Here is a 19,505-nt window from a genome sequence, read left to right on the forward strand (position 1 = left end):
ACGCTGAAGACCGCCTCGGCCCCGGTGATCTCGAACACGCGGGCGACCACCGGCAGCATTCCGGCCAGGTGGACACCGCCTCCGGCGGCCTCCGCCTTCAGCCGGGCGCCGAGCAGGACGTTCAGCCCCGTGGAGTCGCAGAACTCCAGGCGCGAGCAGTCCACGACGAGCCGCGCGAACCCCTTGTCCAGTAGGTCGTCGAGGGGCTCACGCAAAAGATCGGCGGTGTGGTGGTCAAGCTCGCCGGCCGGTGTCACTACGGCGCTGGAGCCCTCTTCCCGCACCTCCACCAGAAGCCGGCCCGACTGTGCGCTGCCGACCGTCCCGTGGTCCATGCCGTCTCTCTCTCCCGAGGTCGTGGCTGCTGATGCCCTCGAACATTACGCCTTCCATGCGCACTCCGACACCCGAACATCCGCACACAATCGGACATATCACCGCAGAACGCACTTGCGAGTCGCTCGGTCCACCGGGTAGGGCTAGTAAGGACACACATCCCTACACGCCGGCTTCGGAGGCGCCGCACACCGTAGTGCACGTCCTGGCTTCGGCAGCCATATGCCGAGAACGATGGAGGACACCCATGTCACCCCGGCTCGACGCATCGCATACCCCCATCGCGACGTCGACACCCCCACCGGTTCAACTGGATCATCCCATCGACACCCTCGACCCCTTCGAGGGCCTCCCGGAGATCCCCCCGTACGACGAGATCGGCGCGGTCGACGCGCGGGCCCTGTCCAAGACCCTCTTCGAGCGGCTCGAGTCGCTGGAGGAAGGGACGCACGAGCACGCGTACGTCCGCAACACCCTCGTCGAGCTCAACCTCGCGCTCGTCAAGTTCTCCGCCTCCCGCTTCCGCTCCCGCAGCGAGCCCATGGAGGACATCATCCAGGTCGGCACCATCGGCCTGATCAAGGCGATCGACCGCTTCGAACTCTCCCGCGGCGTCGAGTTCCCCACCTTCGCGATGCCGACCATCATCGGCGAGATCAAGCGGTTCTTCCGTGACACCTCGTGGTCCGTGCGCGTCCCGCGCCGGCTGCAGGAGCTGCGGCTCGACCTCGCCAAGGCCGGTGACGAGCTGGCGCAGCAGCTGGACCGCGCTCCCACGGTCGCGGAACTCGCCGAGCGGCTGGGCATCTCCAACGACGAGGTCGTCGAGGGCATGGCCGCCTCGAACGCCTACACCGCCTCCTCGCTGGACGCCCAGCCCGAGGAGGACGAGACCGAGGGCGCGCTCGCGGACCGCATCGGCTACGAGGACCACGGGCTGGAGGGCATCGAGTACATCGAGTCCCTCAAGCCGCTGATCGCCGGCCTGGCGCCCCGGGACCGGCAGATCCTGTCGCTGCGTTTCGTGGCGAACATGACCCAGTCGGAGATCGGCGAGGAACTCGGCATCTCCCAGATGCACGTGTCGCGGCTGCTCTCGCGCACCCTGGTCCGGCTGCGCAAGGGGCTGACCGTGGAGGAGTGACACCGGCGTCGCTCCGGATGCGGAGAGCGGCTCGGCGGACGGCGCCGGGCCGCTGTGCCGTCCCCGGGGCACCTACCGCTCCGGCTGGCGGGTGCCCCACGTCACAACCGTTATGCGGTTACCCACGGAAACCTCTTTGCAGCGCCCGTCCCCTCCACCACTATGGCCCCCCGAACCGGCTGGTATGCCGGCCGCGTTCGCGGAACGGAGGGTGTCGTATGGCTGAGGGGGACGAGCACGCCACGGCCGGGGGTCACCAGGCCCTGCCGGACGCACGGCTGACCGAACTGCTGCGCTCCCCCACGCCCACGGCGTACCCGGCGCTCCAGGAGCTGCGCCGCCGGCACCTCCCGGCGGTGTCCGGCTACGCCCGGCTGTGCGCGGCGAGCGAGCCCGTGGCCCACCGGCTGGCGGCGGAGACGTTCGCCACGGCGGCCCGGGAGACGGCCCGGGGCGTCGAACCCGCCGTCCCGCTGCGCCACCGGCTCCTGCTGCTCACCGCCCGGCTGGCGGCCGGCTGGGCGCGCGACGAACGCGCCGCGGGCCTCGACCCGGGCCTGCTGCTGGTGCTGCACGCGGCCGGCGTCCCCGGGGGCCCGACCCCGCCGCTGCTGCCGGCGTTCCAGTCCCTGCCGTCCCGCACCCAGGGGCTGCTCTGGTACGGCGTCCTGGACGCCGAGCCCGTGGAGCGCACCGCCGCCTTCCTGGGCCTGAGCCGCGCCGACGTCGCCCACGGCACCCGGCAGGCCCTCCAGGCCCTGGCCCAGGCCTGCCTCCGGGCCCGCCTGGCCGCCTCGGACGACCCGCGTTGCACGGACTTCCGCCGGCTGATCGAGGAGGCGGTACGGCCGGACGCCCCGCGCCGCAGCGCCGACCTGGACGCCCACATGGCCCGCTGCCCGCACTGCACGGCCGCCTTCGAGGATCTGCGGGCGCTGCGGGACGCGCCGCGCGAGACCCTGGCCGAGGGCCTGCTGCCGTGGCGCGGTACGGACTACCTCGGCCGCAAGGAGCCGTGCGGCCCCGGTCCGGCCGTGGCGGAGAAGCCGGGCCGGCGCCGCGTCCTGCTGGCCTCGGCGGCCCTGGGCGTGGCGCTGACCCCGCTGCTGGTGTTCGCGCTCGTCCCGGCGCACCCCGCCGACCAGACGCCCGCCGTCGCGACCCCCGCGCCCCCCGCGGTGACGGTGACGGCCACGGTCTCCGTCACTCCGTCCACGTCCGCGTCCGCGTCGCCCTCCCCGTCCCGGTCCGCGTCGCCGAGCCCCTCCCCCGCCCGCTCATCCCCGTCGCCCGCACCGGCGCGGACCTCCGCCCGTCCGGCGCCGTCACCGCACCGGACGACGCCGAGGCCGGTCCCGCCGCCCCAGCCGCCGGGCACCTCCCCCGCGCAGGTGGTCGACCTCGCCACGGACCGCTGCCTGGACATCCGCGACGGCGACCTGTCCCAGGGCAACGACGTGGTCACCGCCCCCTGCTCCTCCTCGCCCACCCAGCGCTGGCGCGTCGACCCCTCCCTCGGCGTGCTCCGCTCGGTGGCCGACGACGCCTTCTGCCTGGACAGCCGGGGCTCGGTCGACCGGGGCGTGGGCATCTGGGAGTGCGACGCGGTCTACAGCCGCAACGGCGAGAACCTCCGCTTCGCCGTCGACCCCGACGGCACGATCCGCCCGTACATCGCCATCGAGACGGCGGTCACCCCGCAGGGCCGGTGCGGCGTGGGACTCAGCCCCCTGGACGGCGGCCGGGAGCAGCGGTGGCGGGCCGGGACGCGGTGAGGGGGCCCGCTGTGCCCACGGGGTTCACACCACTCGGGCCCCGCGCCGCCACACCCCGCTGACCAGCGGCACGCCCGGCCGGTAGGCCAGGTGGACGTGGCTGGGCGCGTCCAGGAGGGTCAGGTCGGCGAAGGCCCCGGGGCTGAGGCGGCCGATGTCGGTGCGGCGCAGGGCGGCGGCGCCGCCGGCCGTGGCCGACCAGACCGCCTCGTCCGGGGTCATCCGCATGTCGCGGACGGCCAGGGCGATGCAGAAGGGGACGGAGGAGGTGAACGACGAGCCGGGGTTGCAGTCCGTGGAGAGGGCGACCGTCGCGCCGGCGTCCAGGAGGCGGCGGGCGTCCGGCCACTCGGCGCGGGTGGAGAACTCGGCGCCGGGCAGCAGCGTGGCGACCGTGTCGCTGTTCGCGAGGGCGTCCACGTCCGCGTCCGTCAGGTGGGTGCAGTGGTCGGCGCTGGCCGCGTCCAGTTCGACGGCGAGCTGCACGCCGGGGCCGTGGGAGAGCTGGTTGGCGTGGATGCGCGGGTGCAGGCCCTTCGCCTTGCCGGCGGTGAGGATCGCGCGGGCCTGGTCGCCGTCGAAGGCGCCCTTCTCGCAGAAGACGTCGATCCAGCGGGCGTGCGGCGCGCAGGCGTCCAGCATCTCGCCGGTGACCAGGGCGACGTAGGCCGCCGGGTCGTCGGCGTAGTCGGGGCTGACGATGTGCGCGCCGAGGTAGGTGACCTCGTCGGTGTGGCGCGCGGCGAGGCGCAGGGCGCGGGACTCGTCCTCGACGGTGAGGCCGTAGCCCGACTTCGTCTCGAAGGTGGTCGTGCCCTGGCGGAGGGCCTCGCCGAGGTAGCGGGTGAGGTTCGCCTCCAGTTCCGCGTCGCTCGCCGCCCGGGTGGCGGCGACCGTGGTGCGGATGCCGCCGGCGGTGTAGGAGCGGCCGGACATGCGGGCGTTGAACTCCTGCGTCCGGTCGCCCGCGAACACCAGGTGGGAGTGGGAGTCCACGAAGCCCGGCAGCACCGCCCGGCCGCCCGCGTCGACCCGGTTGTCAGTGGCGGGTGCTTTGCTGGATTCACCGGTCCACGCGATGCGGTCGCCGTCGATGACGACGGCCGCGTCCTGGACCAGACCGAGGGGGGAGCCGTCGCCCAGGGAGGGGTCGTTGGTGACCAGCGTGGCGATGTTGGTGATGACGGTGCTGCTGCTCATGGTGTCCTCGTGGGTGATCGTCAGGCGCGGAGGGCGTCGACCGCCCGCGCGAGGGCCTGCGGCACGTCCGGTACGAGCGTGTGCGCCCCGTCGCGTACGACGTGCCGGCCGCCCACGACCGTGTGCCGTACGTCGGCCGCGCCCGCCGCGAAGACGGCCGTCTCGGCGCCGAGTCGGGGCAGCGGCCCGGCCGTCCTGACCGTGTCCAGGGCGATCGTCGTCAGGTCGGCGAGCGCGCCGGGTTCGATCCTGCCGGCCTCGTCCCAGCCGAGGGCGGCGTGGCCGTCGGCGGTGGCGGCCCGCAGCAGGGCGGCGGCCGTCCAGTGGCCGCGGGTGCGGGTGCGCAGCCGCTCGTCCAGCTCCATGGCGCGCGCCTCTTCGAGCAGGTCGATGACGGCGTGGCTGTCGGAGCCGAGGGAGAGCGGGGAGCCGGCCCGCTGGAGGGCGACGGCCGGCCCGATGCCGTCGGCCAGGTCCCGTTCGGTGGTGGGGCACATGCAGGTGCCGGTGCCCGAGCCGCCGAGCAGTGCGATGTCCTCGTCGGTGAGGTGGGTGTTGTGCACCCCGGTGGTGCGCGGCCCGAGGACGCCGTGGTCGGCGAGCAGCCGGGTGGGGGTGCGGCCGTGCGCGGCGAGGCAGGCGTCGTTCTCCGCGGTCTGCTCCGACAGGTGCACGTGCAGCGGGGCCCGCCGCTCCTGCGCCCAGCCCGCCACGGTCGCCAGCTGGGCGGCGGGCACGGCCCGCACCGAGTGGATCGCCGCCCCGATCCGTGCGTGGTCCCGCTCCTCCAGGGCCGCGCAGCGTGCCGCCCAGGCCTCCGCGCTGCCGTCGGAGAACCGCAGCTGGTGGGGGTTGGGGGCCTCGCCGAAGCCGGAGGAGAGGTAGCAGGTGTCGAGCAGGGTGATGCGGATGCCGGCCTCGGCGGCGGCGGCGATCAGCGCCTCGCCCATGGCGTTGGGGTCGGCGTAGGGGGTGCCGCCGGGGGCGTGGTGCACGTAGTGGAACTCGCCGACGCAGGTGATGCCGGCGAGGGCCATCTCGGCGTACACCGCGCGGGCCAGGGCGTGGTAGGTCTCCGGAGTCAGGCGGTCGGCGACGGAGTACATCACCTCGCGCCAGGTCCAGAAGGTGCCGGAGCCGACCTGGACGGTGCCGCGCAGCGCCCGGTGGAAGGCGTGGCTGTGGGCGTTGGCGAGCCCCGGCAGGGTCAGCCCGCGCAGCACCTCGGCGCCGGGCGGCGGGGCGGGCGTGCCGGTGCGGACGGCACCGATCCGTCCGTCCGCGACCTCGAGGGTCACCCCCGGCTCGACGTGGGTGCCGAGCCAGGCGTGCTCCAACCAGTAGGTCCCCTTGGTCACCTGCGGGCCAGTCCTTCCAGTACGTCGGCGAGTGCCTGCACCCCGGCCACGCAGTCGTCCTCGGCGGCGAACTCGGCCGGGGAGTGCGAGACACCGGTGGGGTTGCGCACGAACAGCATGGCGGTCGGGATGCTCCCGGACAGGATTCCGGCGTCGTGTCCCGCGCCGGTGCCGAGGACGGGCACCGTCAGGCCGGTGTCCGTGCCGAGGATGCGGCCGAGTTCGTCCCGCAGGGCGTGGTCGAACTCCACGACCGGGGTGAAGGACTCGCGCACGACGTCGAGGTCGACGCCGTGGGCGTCCGCGTATTCCCGGGCCGCCTTCTCGATGCCGCCGACCACCGTGTCCAGGGTGTCCTGGCCGGCGGCCCGGGAGTCGAGCCAGCCGCGCACCAGGGACGGGATCGCGTTGACCCCGTTGGGCTCGACGGAGATCTTCCCGAAGGTGGCGACGGCACCGGCGAGTTCGGCCTCGCGGCGGGCGGCGAGCACGGTCTCGGCGTAGGGCAGCATCGGGTCGCGGCGGTCCGCCAGCCGGGTGGTGCCGGCGTGGTTGGCCTCGCCCCGGAAGTCGAAGCGCCATCGCCCGTGCGGCCAGATGGCGCTGGCGACGCCGACCCGGTCGCCGGACAGGTCCAGCGCGCGGCCCTGTTCGACGTGCAGCTCCACGAAGGCGCCGATCCGGGCCAGCCGCTCGGGGTCGGGCCCGATGGCGTCGGGGTCGTACCCGGCGGCCTCCATGGCGCGCGGCAGGGTGACGCCGTCGCCGTCGGTGAGCCGGTGCGCCTGCTCGACGGTCAGCTGTCCGGCGGTGAGCCGGGACCCGACGCAGGCGAGTCCGAACCGGGCGCCCTCCTCGTCCCCGAAGTTGACGATGGCGAGGGGCTTGGCGAACTCGGTGCCCCGGGCGCGCAGTTCGTCCAGCGCGGCGAAGGAGGACACCACTCCGAGAGGTCCGTCGAAGGCCCCGCCGTCCGGCACGGAGTCGAGGTGCGACCCGGTGACGACGGCGTCCCCGGCGGCGGGGTCACCGAGCCAGGCCCACTGGTTGCCGTTGCGGTCGACCTCGTACGCCAGTCCCCGGTCCTCGGCCTGCTGCCGGAACCAGGCGCGGCAGTCGGCGTCGGCCCCGGTCCAGGCGTAGCGGCGGTAGCCGCCGGAGGCGGAGCTGCGGCCGACCGGCAGCAGCTCCGCCCACATGCTGTGGAAGGTCACGCCAGGTCACCCTCACGCATCGGCACCCGGACCCCGCGCTCGGCGGCGACGGACTCCGCGATGTCGTAGCCGGCGTCCACGTGCCGGATGACGCCCATCCCCGGGTCGTTGGTGAGCACCCGCCGGATCTTCTCGCCGGCCAGCTTCGTGCCGTCGGCCACCGTCACCTGGCCGGCGTGGATGGACCGTCCCATCCCGACGCCGCCGCCGTGGTGCAGGGAGACCCAGGAGGCACCGGAGGCCACGTTGACCATCGCGTTCAGCAGCGGCCAGTCCGCGATGGCGTCGGAGCCGTCGAGCATGGCCTCGGTCTCCCGGTACGGGGAGGCGACGGACCCGCAGTCCAGGTGGTCCCGGCCGATGGCCAGCGGCGCGGCCAGCTCACCGCTGGCCACCATGTCGTTGAAGCGCTCGCCGGCCTTGTCGCGTTCGCCGTAGCCCAGCCAGCAGATGCGCGCGGGCAGGCCCTGGAAGTGGACCCGCTCGCCGGCCATCTTGATCCAGCGGGCCAGGGACTCGTTCTCGGGGAACAGCTCCAGCATCGCCTTGTCGGTCTTGGCGATGTCGGCCGGGTCGCCGGACAGGGCCGCCCAGCGGAAGGGGCCCTTGCCCTCGCAGAAGAGGGGACGGATGTAGGCGGGCACGAAGCCGGGGAAGGCGAACGCGCGGTCGTAACCGGCCAGCCGGGCCTCGCCGCGGATGGAGTTGCCGTAGTCGAAGACCTCGGCGCCGGCGTCCATGAAGCCGACCATGGCCTCCACGTGGGTCGCCATGGACTCACGCGCGCGCGTGGTGAAGCCGGCCGGGTCCTTGGCGGCGGCGTCGGCCATGTCCTCGAAGGCGGTGCCGACGGGCAGGTAGGACAGCGGGTCGTGGGCGGAGGTCTGGTCGGTGACGATGTCGATGGGGGCGCTCATCGCGAGCAGCTGCGGGACCAGTTCGGCCGCGTTGCCGAGGACGCCGATGGACAGCGGGCGCCGGGCGTCGCGGGCCTCGACGGCCAGCTGGAGGGCGTGGTCGAGGGAGTCGGCCCGGACGTCGAGGTAGCGGTGTTCGATGCGGCGCTCGATGGCGCGCGGGTCGCAGTCGATGCAGATCGCGACGCCGTCGTTCATGGTCACGGCGAGCGGCTGGGCGCCGCCCATGCCGCCGAGGCCGGCGGTGAGCGTGATCGTGCCGGCGAGGGTGCCGCCGAACTTCTTCGCGGCGACGGCGGCGAAGGTCTCGTAGGTGCCCTGGAGGATGCCCTGGGTGCCGATGTAGATCCAGGAGCCGGCGGTCATCTGGCCGTACATGGTCAGGCCGAGGGCCTCCAGGCGGCGGAACTCCTCCCAGTTGGCCCAGTCGCCGACCAGGTTGGAGTTGGCGATGAGGACGCGCGGGGCCCACTCGTGGGTCTGCATGACGCCGACCGGCCGGCCGGACTGGACCAGCATGGTCTCATCCTGCTTGAGGGTCCTCAGCGTGCGGACCATGGCGTCGAAGGAGCGCCAGTCGCGGGCGGCCTTGCCGGTGCCGCCGTAGACGACGAGCTTGTCGGGGTGCTCGGCGACCTCGGGGTCGAGGTTGTTCTGCAGCATGCGCAGGGCCGCTTCCTGCTGCCATCCCAGAGCGCTCAGCTCCGTGCCGCGCGGTGCTCGTACGGGGCGGGGTCCCGACATCGTCTGCCTCCTCCTGTGCCTACGTCTATTCACATCCTGTCTTCATGAATAGAGCTAGTCAATACACGGGACGGCCGCGTCCGCGCGCGGCGGGTGTTTGGCTGGAAGCACCGGCAGCCGAGACAGGAGGGGCAGACCCATGGCGGACATCGACAGCGAGGCCCGGGAACGGGCGGACCGGCGGGACCGGGCGGTGCGGGCGGCCGTCGAGCAGGGACTGCTGGGCCCGCACGCGGCCGTGGCGGGCCTGCTGGACGTCACCGGGATCCGGGCGTCGGCGGCGGCGCTGCGGGCGGCGTTCGACGCGGTGACGGCGCCCGGCACCCCGGTGCTGCACGCCTTCGCGGTGAAGGCCACCCCGCTGGTTCCGGTGGTACGGCTGCTGCACGAGGCGGGCATCGGCGCCGAGGTGGCCAGCCCCGGCGAACTGGCGCTGGCCCGGGCGGCCGGGGTGCCGCCGGACCGGACGGTCCTGGACTCGCCGGCGAAGACGCCGGCGGAGCTGCGCGAGGCCCTGGCCCTGGGCATCGCGGTGAACGCCGACAACCCGCAGGAACTGGACCGGCTCGACGCCCTCGTGGGCTCCGGCCCCGCCCGGTCCCCGCTCGGGCTCCGGGTGAACCCGCAGATCGGCGCCGGCGCCATCGGGGCGACCTCCACGGCGACGCCGACCTCGAAGTTCGGGGTGGCGCTGCGCGACGAGGGGGCGCGCGAATGGGTCGTACAGGCGTACGCCCGGCGGCCGTGGCTGACCCGGCTGCACACGCACACCGGCTCGCAGGGCATCCCGCTGCCCCTGCTGGCGCGGGGCGTGGCGGAGGTGTACGCGCTTGCGGAGGAGATCAACGCGGCCGTGGGGCGGCGGCAGGTGGACACGATCGACATCGGCGGCGGGCTGCCCGTGAACGCCGCGTCGGAGGCGACGGCCCCGACGCACGCGGCCTACGCGCGTGTGCTGGCCGACCGGGTGCCGGGGCTGTTCGACGGGCGGTACGGGCTGGTGACCGAGTTCGGGCGGTCGCTGCTGGCCGAGCACGGGGCGGTGGTGGCCCGGGTGGAGTACGCCAAGAGCGCGGGCGGGCGGCGGATCGCGGTGACCCACGCGGGCGTGCAGGTGGCGGCGCGGACGGTGTACGTGCCGGGGACCTGGCCGCTGCGGATCGCCGCGTACGACGCCGAGGGGCGGCCGAAGACGGGCCCGGAGGCGGTGCAGGACGTGGCCGGGCCGGCCTGCTTCTCGGGCGACCTGCTCGCCGAGGGGCGCGCGCTGCCGCTGCTGGAGCAGGGCGACCACGTGGCGGCGCTGGACACCGGCGCGTACGGCTTCGCCCACCACTACGCCTACAACTCCCTGGCCCGGCCGGGCGTCTACGGCTACGCGCCGGACGGTGCCGGGGGCGTGGCCTTCGCGGTCGTACGGGAGCCGCAGACGCTCGCCGAGGTGGTGGCCGAATCCGGAGGGGCGCACGCCTCGGCGCTCACCACCCTCCGTGCGCCCGGGAGCCGTTGACAGCCCCCGTCCGCTCCTCGAACAAATACTTCAACGGGCGTGGCACACACGTCAGTTGACCCACACTAGTACGCCGGACGCATGTTCCACCGGAAAATGCCAAAGGCCTCACCTCCCCCACCTACGTTGCGTAGTGTCGGCGTCACTCAGCCGGAGTCCCAGGCGGGAGGGGAGCCACGGTGCCCGGAATAGACGAGTGCTTACTGGAAGCGATGCGGCTGCCCGGTGCCCGGGGGGCCGCGCTGGTGGACTGGACGAGCGGACTGGCCCTCGGCACGGTCGGGGAGGCGCCCGGCGGCGACCACGAGACGACCGCCGCCGAGGCCGCCGAACTGGCCCGGATGGCCGCCGAGCACGGCACCTTCTCGGCGGGCGGCGGCGGGCTGCCGCCCGTGGAGGACGTGATCATCAGCAACGGGGACAGCTACCACCTGCTGCGCTTCGTGGACACCTCCTTCGACAGCAGCGTGTTCCTGCACCTGTGGCTCGGCCGCGAGGAGGGCAACCTCGCGCTCGCCCGGATCCGGCTCGGCGAGATGGCCTCCCGGCTGGTGCTGGGATGACCGTGATCAGCACCCCGCAGCCGGCCCTCCCCGTGCGGGACAAGGCGGCCACCCGCGCCCTGTCCCCGATGCTGACCCGGCTCGCCGAGGAACGGGCCACCGGCGTCCTGGTCCGTGAACACGGCGTCCTGCACCTCGCCGAGGGCCGGGTGGTGCACGCGGAGAGTCCCCTCGCCCCCGGTCTCGACGTGCTCCTCACGGCCCACGGCACCCTCGCGGCCGCCGCCTGGCAGCAGGCCGCGGCCCGTGCCCCGGGCCCGCCGCACGCGGCCGAACACCTGCTGCGCTCCGGGGTGCTGCCCACGGGCGCGCTGGAGCTGTGCCATCTGGACGCGCTGTACGACGCGGGCTACTTCGCCCTGGCCCCGAGCAGCACACCCGGCCGGTTCCGGTACGACCACGCGCCCCGCCTCGGCCCGCTGCCCTCCGTCCCGGTCGTCGCACTGGAACGCGAGACCCTGCGCCGCCGGCTGCTGCTGCACCGGCTGTGGCCCGACCCGGCCGCCGACAGTGCCCCGCTGATCCGCGCGGACCCGGCCGCCGGGCGGGCCCCGGGCGCGCCGGTCACGCCCCGGCAGCGGGCCGTCCTGGACCGGGTGGACGGCTTGCGCACGGCCACCGACATCGCCCGGAACCTGGGCCGGCAGGCCTTCCACACGCTGGTCGACGTGCGCCGGCTCACGGCGGCCGGGTGGATCGCGCCCGCGCCCACGGCGGCCGCCCCACCGGCGCCGCCGCCCTACCAGGTCACCACCGACCCCGACATCGCGCTGCTGAAGAGGCTCAGGGATGCGCTTGAGGCGCTTTGAACGGCTCCGCCCCGCCGAGAGGAGAGACCTGATGGTGGCCGAAGAGGACCTGCGTGCCGTCGTGGACGAGCTGCGCCGGCTGCGCACCCGGGTGCCGCAGCTCACCGGCGCCCTCGCGGCCGGCGTCGACGGCCTGGTCGTCGCCCACGACACCCCCGGTGTCGATCCGGACGGCCTGGCCGCGCTCACCGCGGCCGCGCTCGGCGTCGCCGTGCGGGTCGCGGACGCCACCGGGCACGGCGGCTTCCGCGAGCTGCTGGTGCGCGGCGAGCGCGGCTACGTCGCCACCTACGCGGCCGGCCGCACCGCCGTCCTCACCCTGCTCGCCCAGGACCGGGTCAACGTCGGCCGGCTGCACCTGGAGGGCCGCCGGGCCGGCGCCCGCATCGGGGAGCTGCTGGACGCCGCCGAGGCGTTGCGCCCGCTGCCCCGGCCCGCCACCCCCGCACGTACCCGCACTCCCCGCGCGCCCCGCACCACGGCCGCCGAGGCGCGCACCGCAACCGACAGCTGAAAGGAACCACCATGGCCAACACCGAGACCGCACTGAAGGAAGCCCTCACCTCCATCGAGGGCGCCACCGGCGTCGCGCTCGTCGACTACACCAGCGGGATGGCGCTGGGCACGATGGGCGGCGGCAAGGACTTCGACCTGAACGTGGCCGCCGCCGGCAACACCGACGTGATCCGCGCCAAGATGCGCACGATGGAGATGCTCGGCCTCAAGGCCGGCATCGAGGACATCCTGATCACCCTGTCCGACCAGTACCACCTGATCCGCCTGCTCAGCAGCCGGGGCGGCAACGGCCTGTTCCTGTACCTGGTCCTCGACTCCAGCCGGGCCAACCTGGCGATGGCCCGGCACCAGCTCAAGCGGATCGAGGAGGAACTGGAGGTCTGACGGCGGCTCAGACCAGGGCCGCGGTACGGCGGCGGGCCCCGCCGGGGGCCGCGTCGCCGGCCGCGACGCCGGTGGCGCGCAGTCCCTTCACGGCCCGGCCCGCCGGCCGCCCGCCGCGCCGGTCGAGCCAGTCGACGCGCACCCACAGCAGCGTCTCCCGCCTCCGCTCCAGCCGCCCGAGCCAGGCGGCCTTCAGCCGCAGCCCGGTACCGAGCCCGGCCAGCAGCATGCCGCCGGCCGCGGGCACCACGAAGGCGGAGCCGAGCGCGAGCGCCCCGCCCAGCAGCAGCCACCAGCGGTGGCCCCGGCGCCAGACGCGCACGGTCACCGCCCGGTCCTGCAGCACGTCGTACTTGCCCGCGCGGGCCGCCCCGCGGGCGAGGGCGGTGTACCGGCCGCGCCGGGCGAGTACCACGGCGGCCGCGCCGGCCAGGAAGAGCGCGGCCCCCGCCAGCACGCCGATCCGGCGCCCGGTCACTCCCTCCGGCACGGTCCCGGTCCCCGCGGCGACCACGCCGAGCCACCACAGCGGGGCGGCCCCCGCCCGTACGACCACGGCCACCCGGGCCAGTCCCTGTCCTCCGCGTGCCACGTCAGCCTCCCGTCTCACGTGTCTCCACAGCGCGTGTGCGGTGGGCAGGCTAGCGGCGGAACGTGAGACGAATCTGAGAGCGGCGGGGCCCGGTCACTCCACGAACAGGCCGCGGGCCGCCGCCTTCCCGTCGAACTCCTCCAGCCGCGCCTGGGCGTCCGGCAGGTCGTCGCAGAGCGCCTCCAGCAGCACCCGGCCCAGCAGCATCGGCGCGCACGCGGTGTCGAAGGCCAGGCCGGTGCCGACGGCGGCGGGCAGCAGCAGGTCGGAGTGCTTGGCGACCGGCGCGAACGCCGAGTCGGCGACCGTGACCACGGTCAGACCGGCGTCCTTGGCGTAGGCGAGGGTGTCGACGACCTCGCGGGGGTGCCGGGGCAGCGCGAAGCACAGCAGGGCGGTGGCGCCCGCGCGGACGGCGGCGTCGATGCGGTCGTGGATCATCGTGCCGCCCTCGTTGAGGAGCCGGACGTCCGGGTGGACCTTGGCGGCGAAGTAGGCGAACCCGTAGGCCTGGGAGGCGGCGGCGCGCAGTCCGAGCACGGGCAGCGGGCGGGAGGCGGCGAGGATCCGGCCGGCCTGCTGCACCGGGCGCGGGTCGGCGAGCAGCTCGGCGAGGTGCCTGAGGTTCTCGATCTCGGCCTCGACGGCCTGCTGGTACTCGTTGTAGGCGGAGGCTCCGGCGGCCGGTTCGGCCGGGACGACCTCGCGCAGGTGCCGGCGCAGGGCCGGGTAGCCGTCGAAACCGAGGGCGACCGCGAACCGGGTCACCGAGGGCTGGCTGACCCCGGCCAGCTCGGCCAGCTCCACGCTGGACAGGAAGGGCACGTCGGCGGCCCGGCGCACCATGCTGTGCGCGATGCGGCGCTGGGTCGGCGTGAGCCGGTGGCCCTCGAAGAGCGCCTGCAATCGGTTGGCAGGGCTGTCGTTCCCGCTCATCACGTAACTCCCCCTCCGGATTCCTCGACGCCCCGGGAGAGTACAGCGCCCAGGCACGGCCGGACACGGGCCGCCCATTCAGGCAGCGTGTCACTGCATACCGTTATACAGTCCCGGCCCCGTGCCCGGCCCCCGCACGGGGGGGGGTTATCCCCAGTGCGACGCGGCGGACCCCTGCCTAGGCTGGCCGCCATGACCACACGCGAGCCGCAGGACGCCGGCCTCCGGGCGGACCCCGCCCTCGGCAGGGACCTCGACGCCACCGTGCGGGCCCGCCGGGAGCTGGGCGACGACTACGACTCCGCGCTGGTGGAGTCCTTCCTGGAGAAGGTCGGACAGCGGATCGACGAGACGGTGGACCGCCGGGTGCGGCGGCAGCTGGCCGAGCAGCGGCTGGAGACGGCCCGCGGGTCCCGGCGGCCGGGGCCGGCCGACTCCTGGGGCGAGCGCTACGGCTTCGCGCTGATCACGCTGGTCCTGGCGATCCCGCTGTCCTCGATCGCCGGCGCCTTCGCCGGGTTGCCCGCGATGGTGGCGACCTGGCTCGGCATCGTCGGCGTCAACGCGGTGCAGGCCGTACGGCTGCACCCGGAGCTGCTCGCCGGCCGGGACGGCCGCGGCCGCCCGCCCCGGGAGGAGTGACCCGCGCCCGGACCGTCAGGCCTGCCGGGTCGGCAGCACCATGATCTGGCGCAGGTTGACGTGCCGGGGGCGGCTGGTGACGTAGGCGACGACATCGGCGACGTCCGCCGCCGCCAGGGCGCCGATCGCCTCGAACATGCCGTCCAGCTGCCCGGACAGCTCCGTGCTGTCGACGTGCGTCTTCAGCTCGGACTCCGTCAGCCCCGGCTCGATGTTGGTGACCCGCACGTCCTGCGGCCCGAACTCGGTGCGCAGCGACTGCGAGAGGTAGGTGACGGCGGCCTTGGTGGCGCCGTAGACCGCGTAGTTCGGGAACGGGATGTGGGCGCCGATCGAGGAGATGTTCACCAGGTCGGCGGTGCGGCCCTCGCCGGCGGCGGCCACCAGGTTCGCACCGAAGGCGCGGATGACCCGCAGCACACCGGTCACATTGGTGTCGAGCATCCGCTGCCACTCCTCGATCCGGCCCGCACCGATCGGGTTGGGCAGCATGACACCGGCGTTGTTGACGACGAGGTCGACGGTGCCGAACGCCTCCAGGACCCGGGCCCGGGCCGCGTCGACGGACGCGTCGTCGGTGACGTCGGCGGCCACGGCGAGCGCCTCGCCGCCCCCGGCCCGGATCTTCTCCACCAGCGCCTCCAGCCGGTCCGCGCGCCGGGCGAGCAGCGCCACCCGGGCGCCCTGGGCGGCGAGGTGCAGGGCGACGGCCTCGCCGATCCCGCTGGCGGCTCCTGTCACGACGGCGGTACGGCCGGACAGGTTCTCGTACGACATGGGAATTCCCCCTGGGCGGTTCGCGCCGGGGCTGCTCCCCGGCCGTCGGCACCACTGTGGCCGCGTCCGGCGGCCGTATCCAGGGATGCGGTTTTCCTGGGTATGCCAGTACCAGGATGCGGGCGGTGCTCCTCGCCTACGATCGGCACATGAACGGGGACCGGACCGAAGCAGAGGTGGGCGACTTCCTGCGTTCGCGCCGCGCGCGCATCAGGCCGGAGGAGGTCGGGCTGCCCGCCCACGGGCGGCGCCGGGTGCCGGGGCTGCGCCGCGAGGAGGTGGCGCAGCTCGCGGGCGTGAGCGTCGACTACTACATCCGGCTGGAGCAGGGCCGGGGCACGAGCGTCAGCGACGCCGTCCTGGACGCCGTGGCGCGGGTGCTGCGGCTGGACGAGACCGAGCAGGCGTACCTGCGCACGGTGGCCCGGCCGCGCCGGCGCCCGGGGCCACAGGCCGGCGCCTCCCGCGTCCGTCCCGGTGTGCAGCTCCTCCTCGACGCCATGGAGCGCAGTGCGGCGTTCGTGCTGGGCCGCCGCATGGACGTCCTGGCCTGGAACGCGCTCGGCGACGCGGTGAACGGCTTCAGCCGGCTGGCACCGGCGGAGCGGAACATGGCCCGGCTGGTCTTCCTGGACCCGGCCGGCCGGGAGCTGTACCCCGAGTGGCATGCGGTGGCCGCCCAGACGGTGGCCCACCTGCGCGTGCACGCGGGCCGGTACGCCGACGACCCCGAGCTGTGCGCCCTGGTCGGCGAACTCTCCGTCCGGAGCGAGGACTTCCGCCGGCTGTGGGCGGACCACGAGGTCAGGGAGTGCGCGTACGGCGTGAAGACGGTACGGCACCCGGTCGCGGGCCTGCTGACCCTGCCGTACGAGACCATGACGACCCCGTCGGACCCGGAGCAGACGATCGTGGCGTACACCCCGGAGCCGGGCTCGGAGACGGCGGAGCGGCTGGCGCTGCTGGGGAGCTGGGTCACCCTCTGAAGCCGGGCCCCGGCCGGGAGGATTTGCGCGGGGACCGCCGCACCCCCGTTGCCGGGGGGCGGGACGACGGCGGTCCCCGCGAGGGACGCGGGCCGGGTCAGGCCGGGCCCCGCGTCCTTGGCGTCCAGGGAGGTCCGGGAGCCGCTCCGGAGGTCCTTGGCGCCGTTCGGTGCCGGCCTGGACGGGGAGCCGCTCCCGCCCTGCCGACACCCCCTAATGTGCCGGACGCGTGTTAAGCCGGTGCTGCGTACACGTGACACGCTCGTACCACTTCGGCGAACCCGCCCGCGCCCCAAGTCCCCCGAGGTCACGGGCGGTTCACCGGCCGTTCGCTACTTGCTGCCGCCCTTGGCCAGGAAGGCCAGCAGGTCCTGCCGGCTGACCACGCCGGTGGGCTTGCCCTCGACCAGCACGATGGCGGCGTCCGCCGAACCCAGCACCTGCATCAGGTCACCGACCGGCTCGCCGGAGCCCACCTGGGGCAGCGGGGCGCACATGTGCTTCTCCAGCGGGTCCTCCAGCGACGCCCGCTGGCTGAACAGGGCGTCCAGCAGCTCGCGCTCCACGACCGAGCCGACGACCTCGGCGGCCATGACGTCGGGGTGGCCGGCGCCCGGCTTGACGACGGGCATCTGGGAGACGCCGTACTCGCGCAGCACCTCGATGGCCTGGCCGACGGTCTCCTCCGGGTGCATGTGCACCAGCGACGGGATGGAACCGGCCGCCTTGTCGTTCAGGACGTCGGCGACGCGGGCGCTGGGGCCCTCGTCCTCCAGGAAGCCGTAGTCGGCCATCCACTCGTCGTTGAAGATCTTGCTGAGATAGCCGCGGCCGCTGTCGGGCAGCAGCACCACCACGACGTCGTCCGGGCCGAGCCGCTCGGCGACCTCGAGCGCGGCCACGACGGCCATGCCGCAGGAGCCGCCCACCAGCAGGCCCTCCTCCTTGGCCAGCCGGCGGGTCATCTGGAAGGAGTCCTTGTCGGAGACGGCGACGATCTCGTCCGCGACACCGCGGTCGTAGGCGGTCGGCCAGAAGTCCTCACCGACGCCCTCGACCAGGTACGGCCGCCCGGAGCCGCCGGAGTACACCGAGCCCTCGGGGTCGGCGCCGATCACCTTGACCTTCCCCTGGCTGGCCTCCTTCAGGTAGCGGCCGGTGCCGGAGATGGTGCCGCCGGTGCCGACGCCCGCCACGAAGTGGGTGATCTTCCCCTCGGTCTGCTCCCACAGCTCGGGGCCGGTGGAGTGGTAGTGCGACAGGGGGTTGTTCGGGTTGGAGTACTGGTCGGGCTTCCAAGCGCCCGGGGTCTCCCGGACGAGCCGGTCGGAGACGTTGTAGTACGAGTCAGGGTGCTCCGGCGCCACGGCGGTCGGGCAGACGACCACCTCCGCGCCGTAGGCCCGCAGCACGTTGATCTTGTCGGTGCTCACCTTGTCGGGGCACACGAAGATGCACTTGTAGCCCTTCTGCTGGGCCACGATGGCCAGTCCGACACCGGTGTTGCCGCTGGTCGGCTCGACGATCGTGCCGCCCGGCTTCAGCTCCCCGCTCTCCTCGGCGGCCTCGATCATGCGCAGGGCGATGCGGTCCTTCACGGAGCCGCCCGGGTTGAAGTACTCCACCTTGGCCAGGACGGTGGCCTGGATGCCCTTGGTCACGTTGTTGAGCCGCACCAGCGGGGTGTCGCCGACGAGGCTGATCATCGAGTCGTGGTATCGCACCGTTGTCTCCGGTCGCTGCAAAGAACTGTTCGTAGTGGTGCCGCCAGCCTAAGGCCAGCGGTGCGGCGGACGCGGTCCTTCACTCCCCGTCGAGATTGACGCACGGTCCGTACGGGGCAAGGAGTGGGTGTACGGCTACGAGGAGGTGGCGGCGACGCATGACGAGCATGTCGAGGGCACGGGTGGCCCGGCGCATCGCGGCCGGGGCGGCGTACGGCGGCGGCGGGGCCGGGCTGGTCGGTGCGGCCGTCGTCGGTCTGGTACTGGCGGAGCTGCGGCTGGCGCGGCGCCACGTGGGCAACGGCGGCGGCGGCCGGGTTCCGGCGGCCGACGGCGTGTACGGGCACGCGTACGACATCCCGGGCGAGCCGCCCCTGCGCCTGACCCTGCTCGGCGACTCCACGGCGGCGGGGCAGGGCGTGCACCGGGCGGGCCAGACCCCGGGCGCGCTGCTGGCCTCGGGGCTGGCGGCGGTGGCGGAGCGGCCGGTGGAGCTGCGGAACGTGGCGTCGCCGGGGGCCCGGTCCGACGACCTGGACCGGCAGGTGGCCCTGGTGCTGTCGTCGCCCGCGCCCGTCCCGGACATCTGCGTGATCATGATCGGCGCGAACGACGTGACCCACCGGATGCCGCCGACCCGCTCGGTACGGCACCTGGCGGCGGCGGTACGCCGGCTGCGCACGGCCGGCGCCGAGGTGGTGGTGGGCACCTGTCCCGACCTCGGCACGATCGAGCCGGTGCAGCAGCCGCTGCGCTGGCTGGCCCGGCGGGCGTCCCGGCAGCTGGCGGCGGCCCAGACGATCGGGGTGGTGGAGCAGGGCGGGCGCACGGTGTCGCTGGGCGATCTGCTCGGCCCCGAGTTCGAGGCGAATCCACGGGAGCTGTTCGGGCCGGACAACTACCACCCCTCGGCGGAGGGGTACGCGACGGCGGCGATGGCGGTGCTGCCGACGGTGTGCGCGGCGCTGGGCCTGTGGCCGGAGGAGGAGCGGCCGGACGTGTCGCGCCGCGAGGGTTTCCTGCCGGTCGCACGGGCGGCGGCCGAGGCGGCGTCGGAGGCCGGTACCGAGGTGACGGCGGCGATGCCCACCGGTCCGCGGGGCCCCTGGGCCCTGCTGAAGCGCAGGCGCCGCCGCCGGGTACCCGAGGCCGAGCCGGCGACCCCGTCGCTCTGACCGGCGTACGCTGGGCCAAGCAAGCGCTTAGAAAGTGCGTTCAGTGTCACACCGCGACACCGATGACCTTGCCGGTACGGCCCGGTAACTTCCCAACCGGCCCTGCCCGAACACCCCTCCACTGGAGCCGTGATGCCCGAAGCCGTCATCGTCTCGACCGCCCGCTCTCCCATCGGCCGCGCGAACAAGGGCTCCCTGAAGGA

Annotated in this window: 19 protein-coding genes; 10 read left to right on the forward strand and 9 right to left on the reverse strand. The window is 74.2% G+C overall.

Going from position 1 to position 19,505, the window contains the following annotated elements:
• A partial coding sequence (locus IE312_RS18820) for an STAS domain-containing protein (protein WP_229900090.1) occupies positions 1–335 on the reverse strand: 335 nt, incomplete at its 3' end.
• Positions 336–583: 248 nt separating this feature from the next.
• Here IE312_RS18820 and IE312_RS18825 point away from each other — a divergent pair.
• Positions 584–1,480: an RNA polymerase sigma factor SigF gene (locus IE312_RS18825; protein ID WP_189983260.1), complete on the forward strand. Its 897-nt coding sequence runs from the start codon at positions 584–586 to the stop codon at positions 1,478–1,480.
• A 218-nt stretch (positions 1,481–1,698) separates the two neighbouring features.
• Complete coding sequence (locus IE312_RS18830) at positions 1,699–3,255, forward strand: ricin-type beta-trefoil lectin domain protein (protein WP_189983263.1); 1,557 nt, start codon at positions 1,699–1,701, stop codon at positions 3,253–3,255.
• A gap of 24 nt (positions 3,256–3,279) precedes the next feature.
• Here the strand turns inward: IE312_RS18830 and hutI are convergent, their stop codons facing one another.
• Genes hutI through hutU form a run of 4 tightly spaced genes read right to left on the reverse strand, consistent with a single transcriptional unit; the run spans position 3,280 to position 8,688 of the window.
• Positions 3,280–4,455 (reverse strand): imidazolonepropionase, encoded by a 1,176-nt coding sequence (gene hutI / locus IE312_RS18835; protein WP_189983265.1) that lies wholly within the window; start codon positions 4,453–4,455, stop codon positions 3,280–3,282.
• Between the two features lie 20 nt (positions 4,456–4,475).
• A complete protein-coding gene (locus IE312_RS18840; RefSeq protein ID WP_189983267.1) occupies positions 4,476–5,813 on the reverse strand; it encodes a formimidoylglutamate deiminase in 1,338 nt (445 codons plus the stop codon).
• Positions 5,810–7,027: an allantoate amidohydrolase gene (locus tag IE312_RS18845; RefSeq protein ID WP_189983269.1), complete on the reverse strand. Its 1,218-nt coding sequence runs from the start codon at positions 7,025–7,027 to the stop codon at positions 5,810–5,812. The genes IE312_RS18840 and IE312_RS18845 overlap by 4 nt, the downstream gene beginning before the upstream one ends.
• Positions 7,024–8,688: a urocanate hydratase gene (gene hutU / locus IE312_RS18850; protein ID WP_189983271.1), complete on the reverse strand. Its 1,665-nt coding sequence runs from the start codon at positions 8,686–8,688 to the stop codon at positions 7,024–7,026. The genes IE312_RS18845 and hutU overlap by 4 nt, the downstream gene beginning before the upstream one ends.
• Before the next feature lie 139 nt (positions 8,689–8,827).
• Here hutU and IE312_RS18855 point away from each other — a divergent pair, with 139 nt between their 5' ends.
• The 5 genes from IE312_RS18855 (at position 8,828) to IE312_RS18875 (ending at position 12,470) form a co-directional block, all read left to right on the forward strand.
• Positions 8,828–10,198 (forward strand): type III PLP-dependent enzyme domain-containing protein, encoded by a 1,371-nt coding sequence (locus IE312_RS18855; RefSeq protein WP_189983273.1) that lies wholly within the window; start codon positions 8,828–8,830, stop codon positions 10,196–10,198.
• A 179-nt stretch (positions 10,199–10,377) separates the two neighbouring features.
• A complete protein-coding gene (locus tag IE312_RS18860; protein WP_189983275.1) occupies positions 10,378–10,761 on the forward strand; it encodes a hypothetical protein in 384 nt (127 codons plus the stop codon).
• The gene (locus tag IE312_RS18865; RefSeq protein ID WP_189983277.1) at positions 10,758–11,570 is read left to right on the forward strand and encodes a transcriptional regulator; all 813 of its coding nucleotides are present in this window, start codon (positions 10,758–10,760) and stop codon (positions 11,568–11,570) included. Before IE312_RS18860 ends, IE312_RS18865 begins: the two co-directional genes overlap by 4 nt.
• A 31-nt stretch (positions 11,571–11,601) precedes the next feature.
• A complete protein-coding gene (locus tag IE312_RS18870; protein WP_189983279.1) occupies positions 11,602–12,084 on the forward strand; it encodes a roadblock/LC7 domain-containing protein in 483 nt (160 codons plus the stop codon).
• An 11-nt stretch (positions 12,085–12,095) separates the two neighbouring features.
• On the forward strand, positions 12,096–12,470 hold the full coding sequence (locus tag IE312_RS18875) for a roadblock/LC7 domain-containing protein (protein ID WP_189983281.1): 375 nt from the start codon (positions 12,096–12,098) through the stop codon (positions 12,468–12,470).
• Positions 12,471–12,477: 7 nt separating this feature from the next.
• On the opposite strand, the gene IE312_RS18880 is transcribed toward IE312_RS18875, so the two are convergent.
• Both IE312_RS18880 and IE312_RS18885 read right to left on the reverse strand, forming a co-directional pair.
• A complete protein-coding gene (locus tag IE312_RS18880; RefSeq protein WP_229900092.1) occupies positions 12,478–13,062 on the reverse strand; it encodes a hypothetical protein in 585 nt (194 codons plus the stop codon).
• A gap of 93 nt (positions 13,063–13,155) precedes the next feature.
• A complete protein-coding gene (locus IE312_RS18885; RefSeq protein ID WP_189983283.1) occupies positions 13,156–13,998 on the reverse strand; it encodes a MurR/RpiR family transcriptional regulator in 843 nt (280 codons plus the stop codon).
• A gap of 192 nt (positions 13,999–14,190) precedes the next feature.
• On the opposite strand from IE312_RS18885, the gene IE312_RS18890 reads away from it, so the two are divergent.
• The gene (locus IE312_RS18890; protein ID WP_189983285.1) at positions 14,191–14,640 is read left to right on the forward strand and encodes a hypothetical protein; all 450 of its coding nucleotides are present in this window, start codon (positions 14,191–14,193) and stop codon (positions 14,638–14,640) included.
• Positions 14,641–14,655: 15 nt separating this feature from the next.
• Here IE312_RS18890 and IE312_RS18895 read toward each other — a convergent pair whose 3' ends face one another.
• On the reverse strand, positions 14,656–15,417 hold the full coding sequence (locus IE312_RS18895) for an SDR family oxidoreductase (protein ID WP_189983287.1): 762 nt from the start codon (positions 15,415–15,417) through the stop codon (positions 14,656–14,658).
• 149 nt (positions 15,418–15,566) lie between these two features.
• Here IE312_RS18895 and IE312_RS18900 point away from each other — a divergent pair, with 149 nt between their 5' ends.
• Positions 15,567–16,403: a helix-turn-helix transcriptional regulator gene (locus IE312_RS18900; RefSeq protein ID WP_189983289.1), complete on the forward strand. Its 837-nt coding sequence runs from the start codon at positions 15,567–15,569 to the stop codon at positions 16,401–16,403.
• A 332-nt stretch (positions 16,404–16,735) separates the two neighbouring features.
• Here IE312_RS18900 and IE312_RS18905 read toward each other — a convergent pair whose 3' ends face one another.
• Positions 16,736–18,127 carry a cystathionine beta-synthase gene (locus IE312_RS18905; protein WP_189983291.1) on the reverse strand — a complete coding sequence of 464 codons (1,392 nt, stop codon included), beginning with the start codon at positions 18,125–18,127 and terminating at the stop codon, positions 16,736–16,738.
• A gap of 158 nt (positions 18,128–18,285) precedes the next feature.
• On the opposite strand from IE312_RS18905, the gene IE312_RS18910 reads away from it, so the two are divergent.
• Complete coding sequence (locus tag IE312_RS18910; protein WP_189983293.1) at positions 18,286–19,302, forward strand: SGNH/GDSL hydrolase family protein; 1,017 nt, start codon at positions 18,286–18,288, stop codon at positions 19,300–19,302.
• The last annotated feature ends 203 nt before the right edge of the window (positions 19,303–19,505 follow it).

The organism is Streptomyces capoamus, assembly GCF_014654935.1.
Taxonomy (GTDB): Bacteria; Actinomycetota; Actinomycetes; order Streptomycetales; family Streptomycetaceae; genus Streptomyces; species Streptomyces capoamus.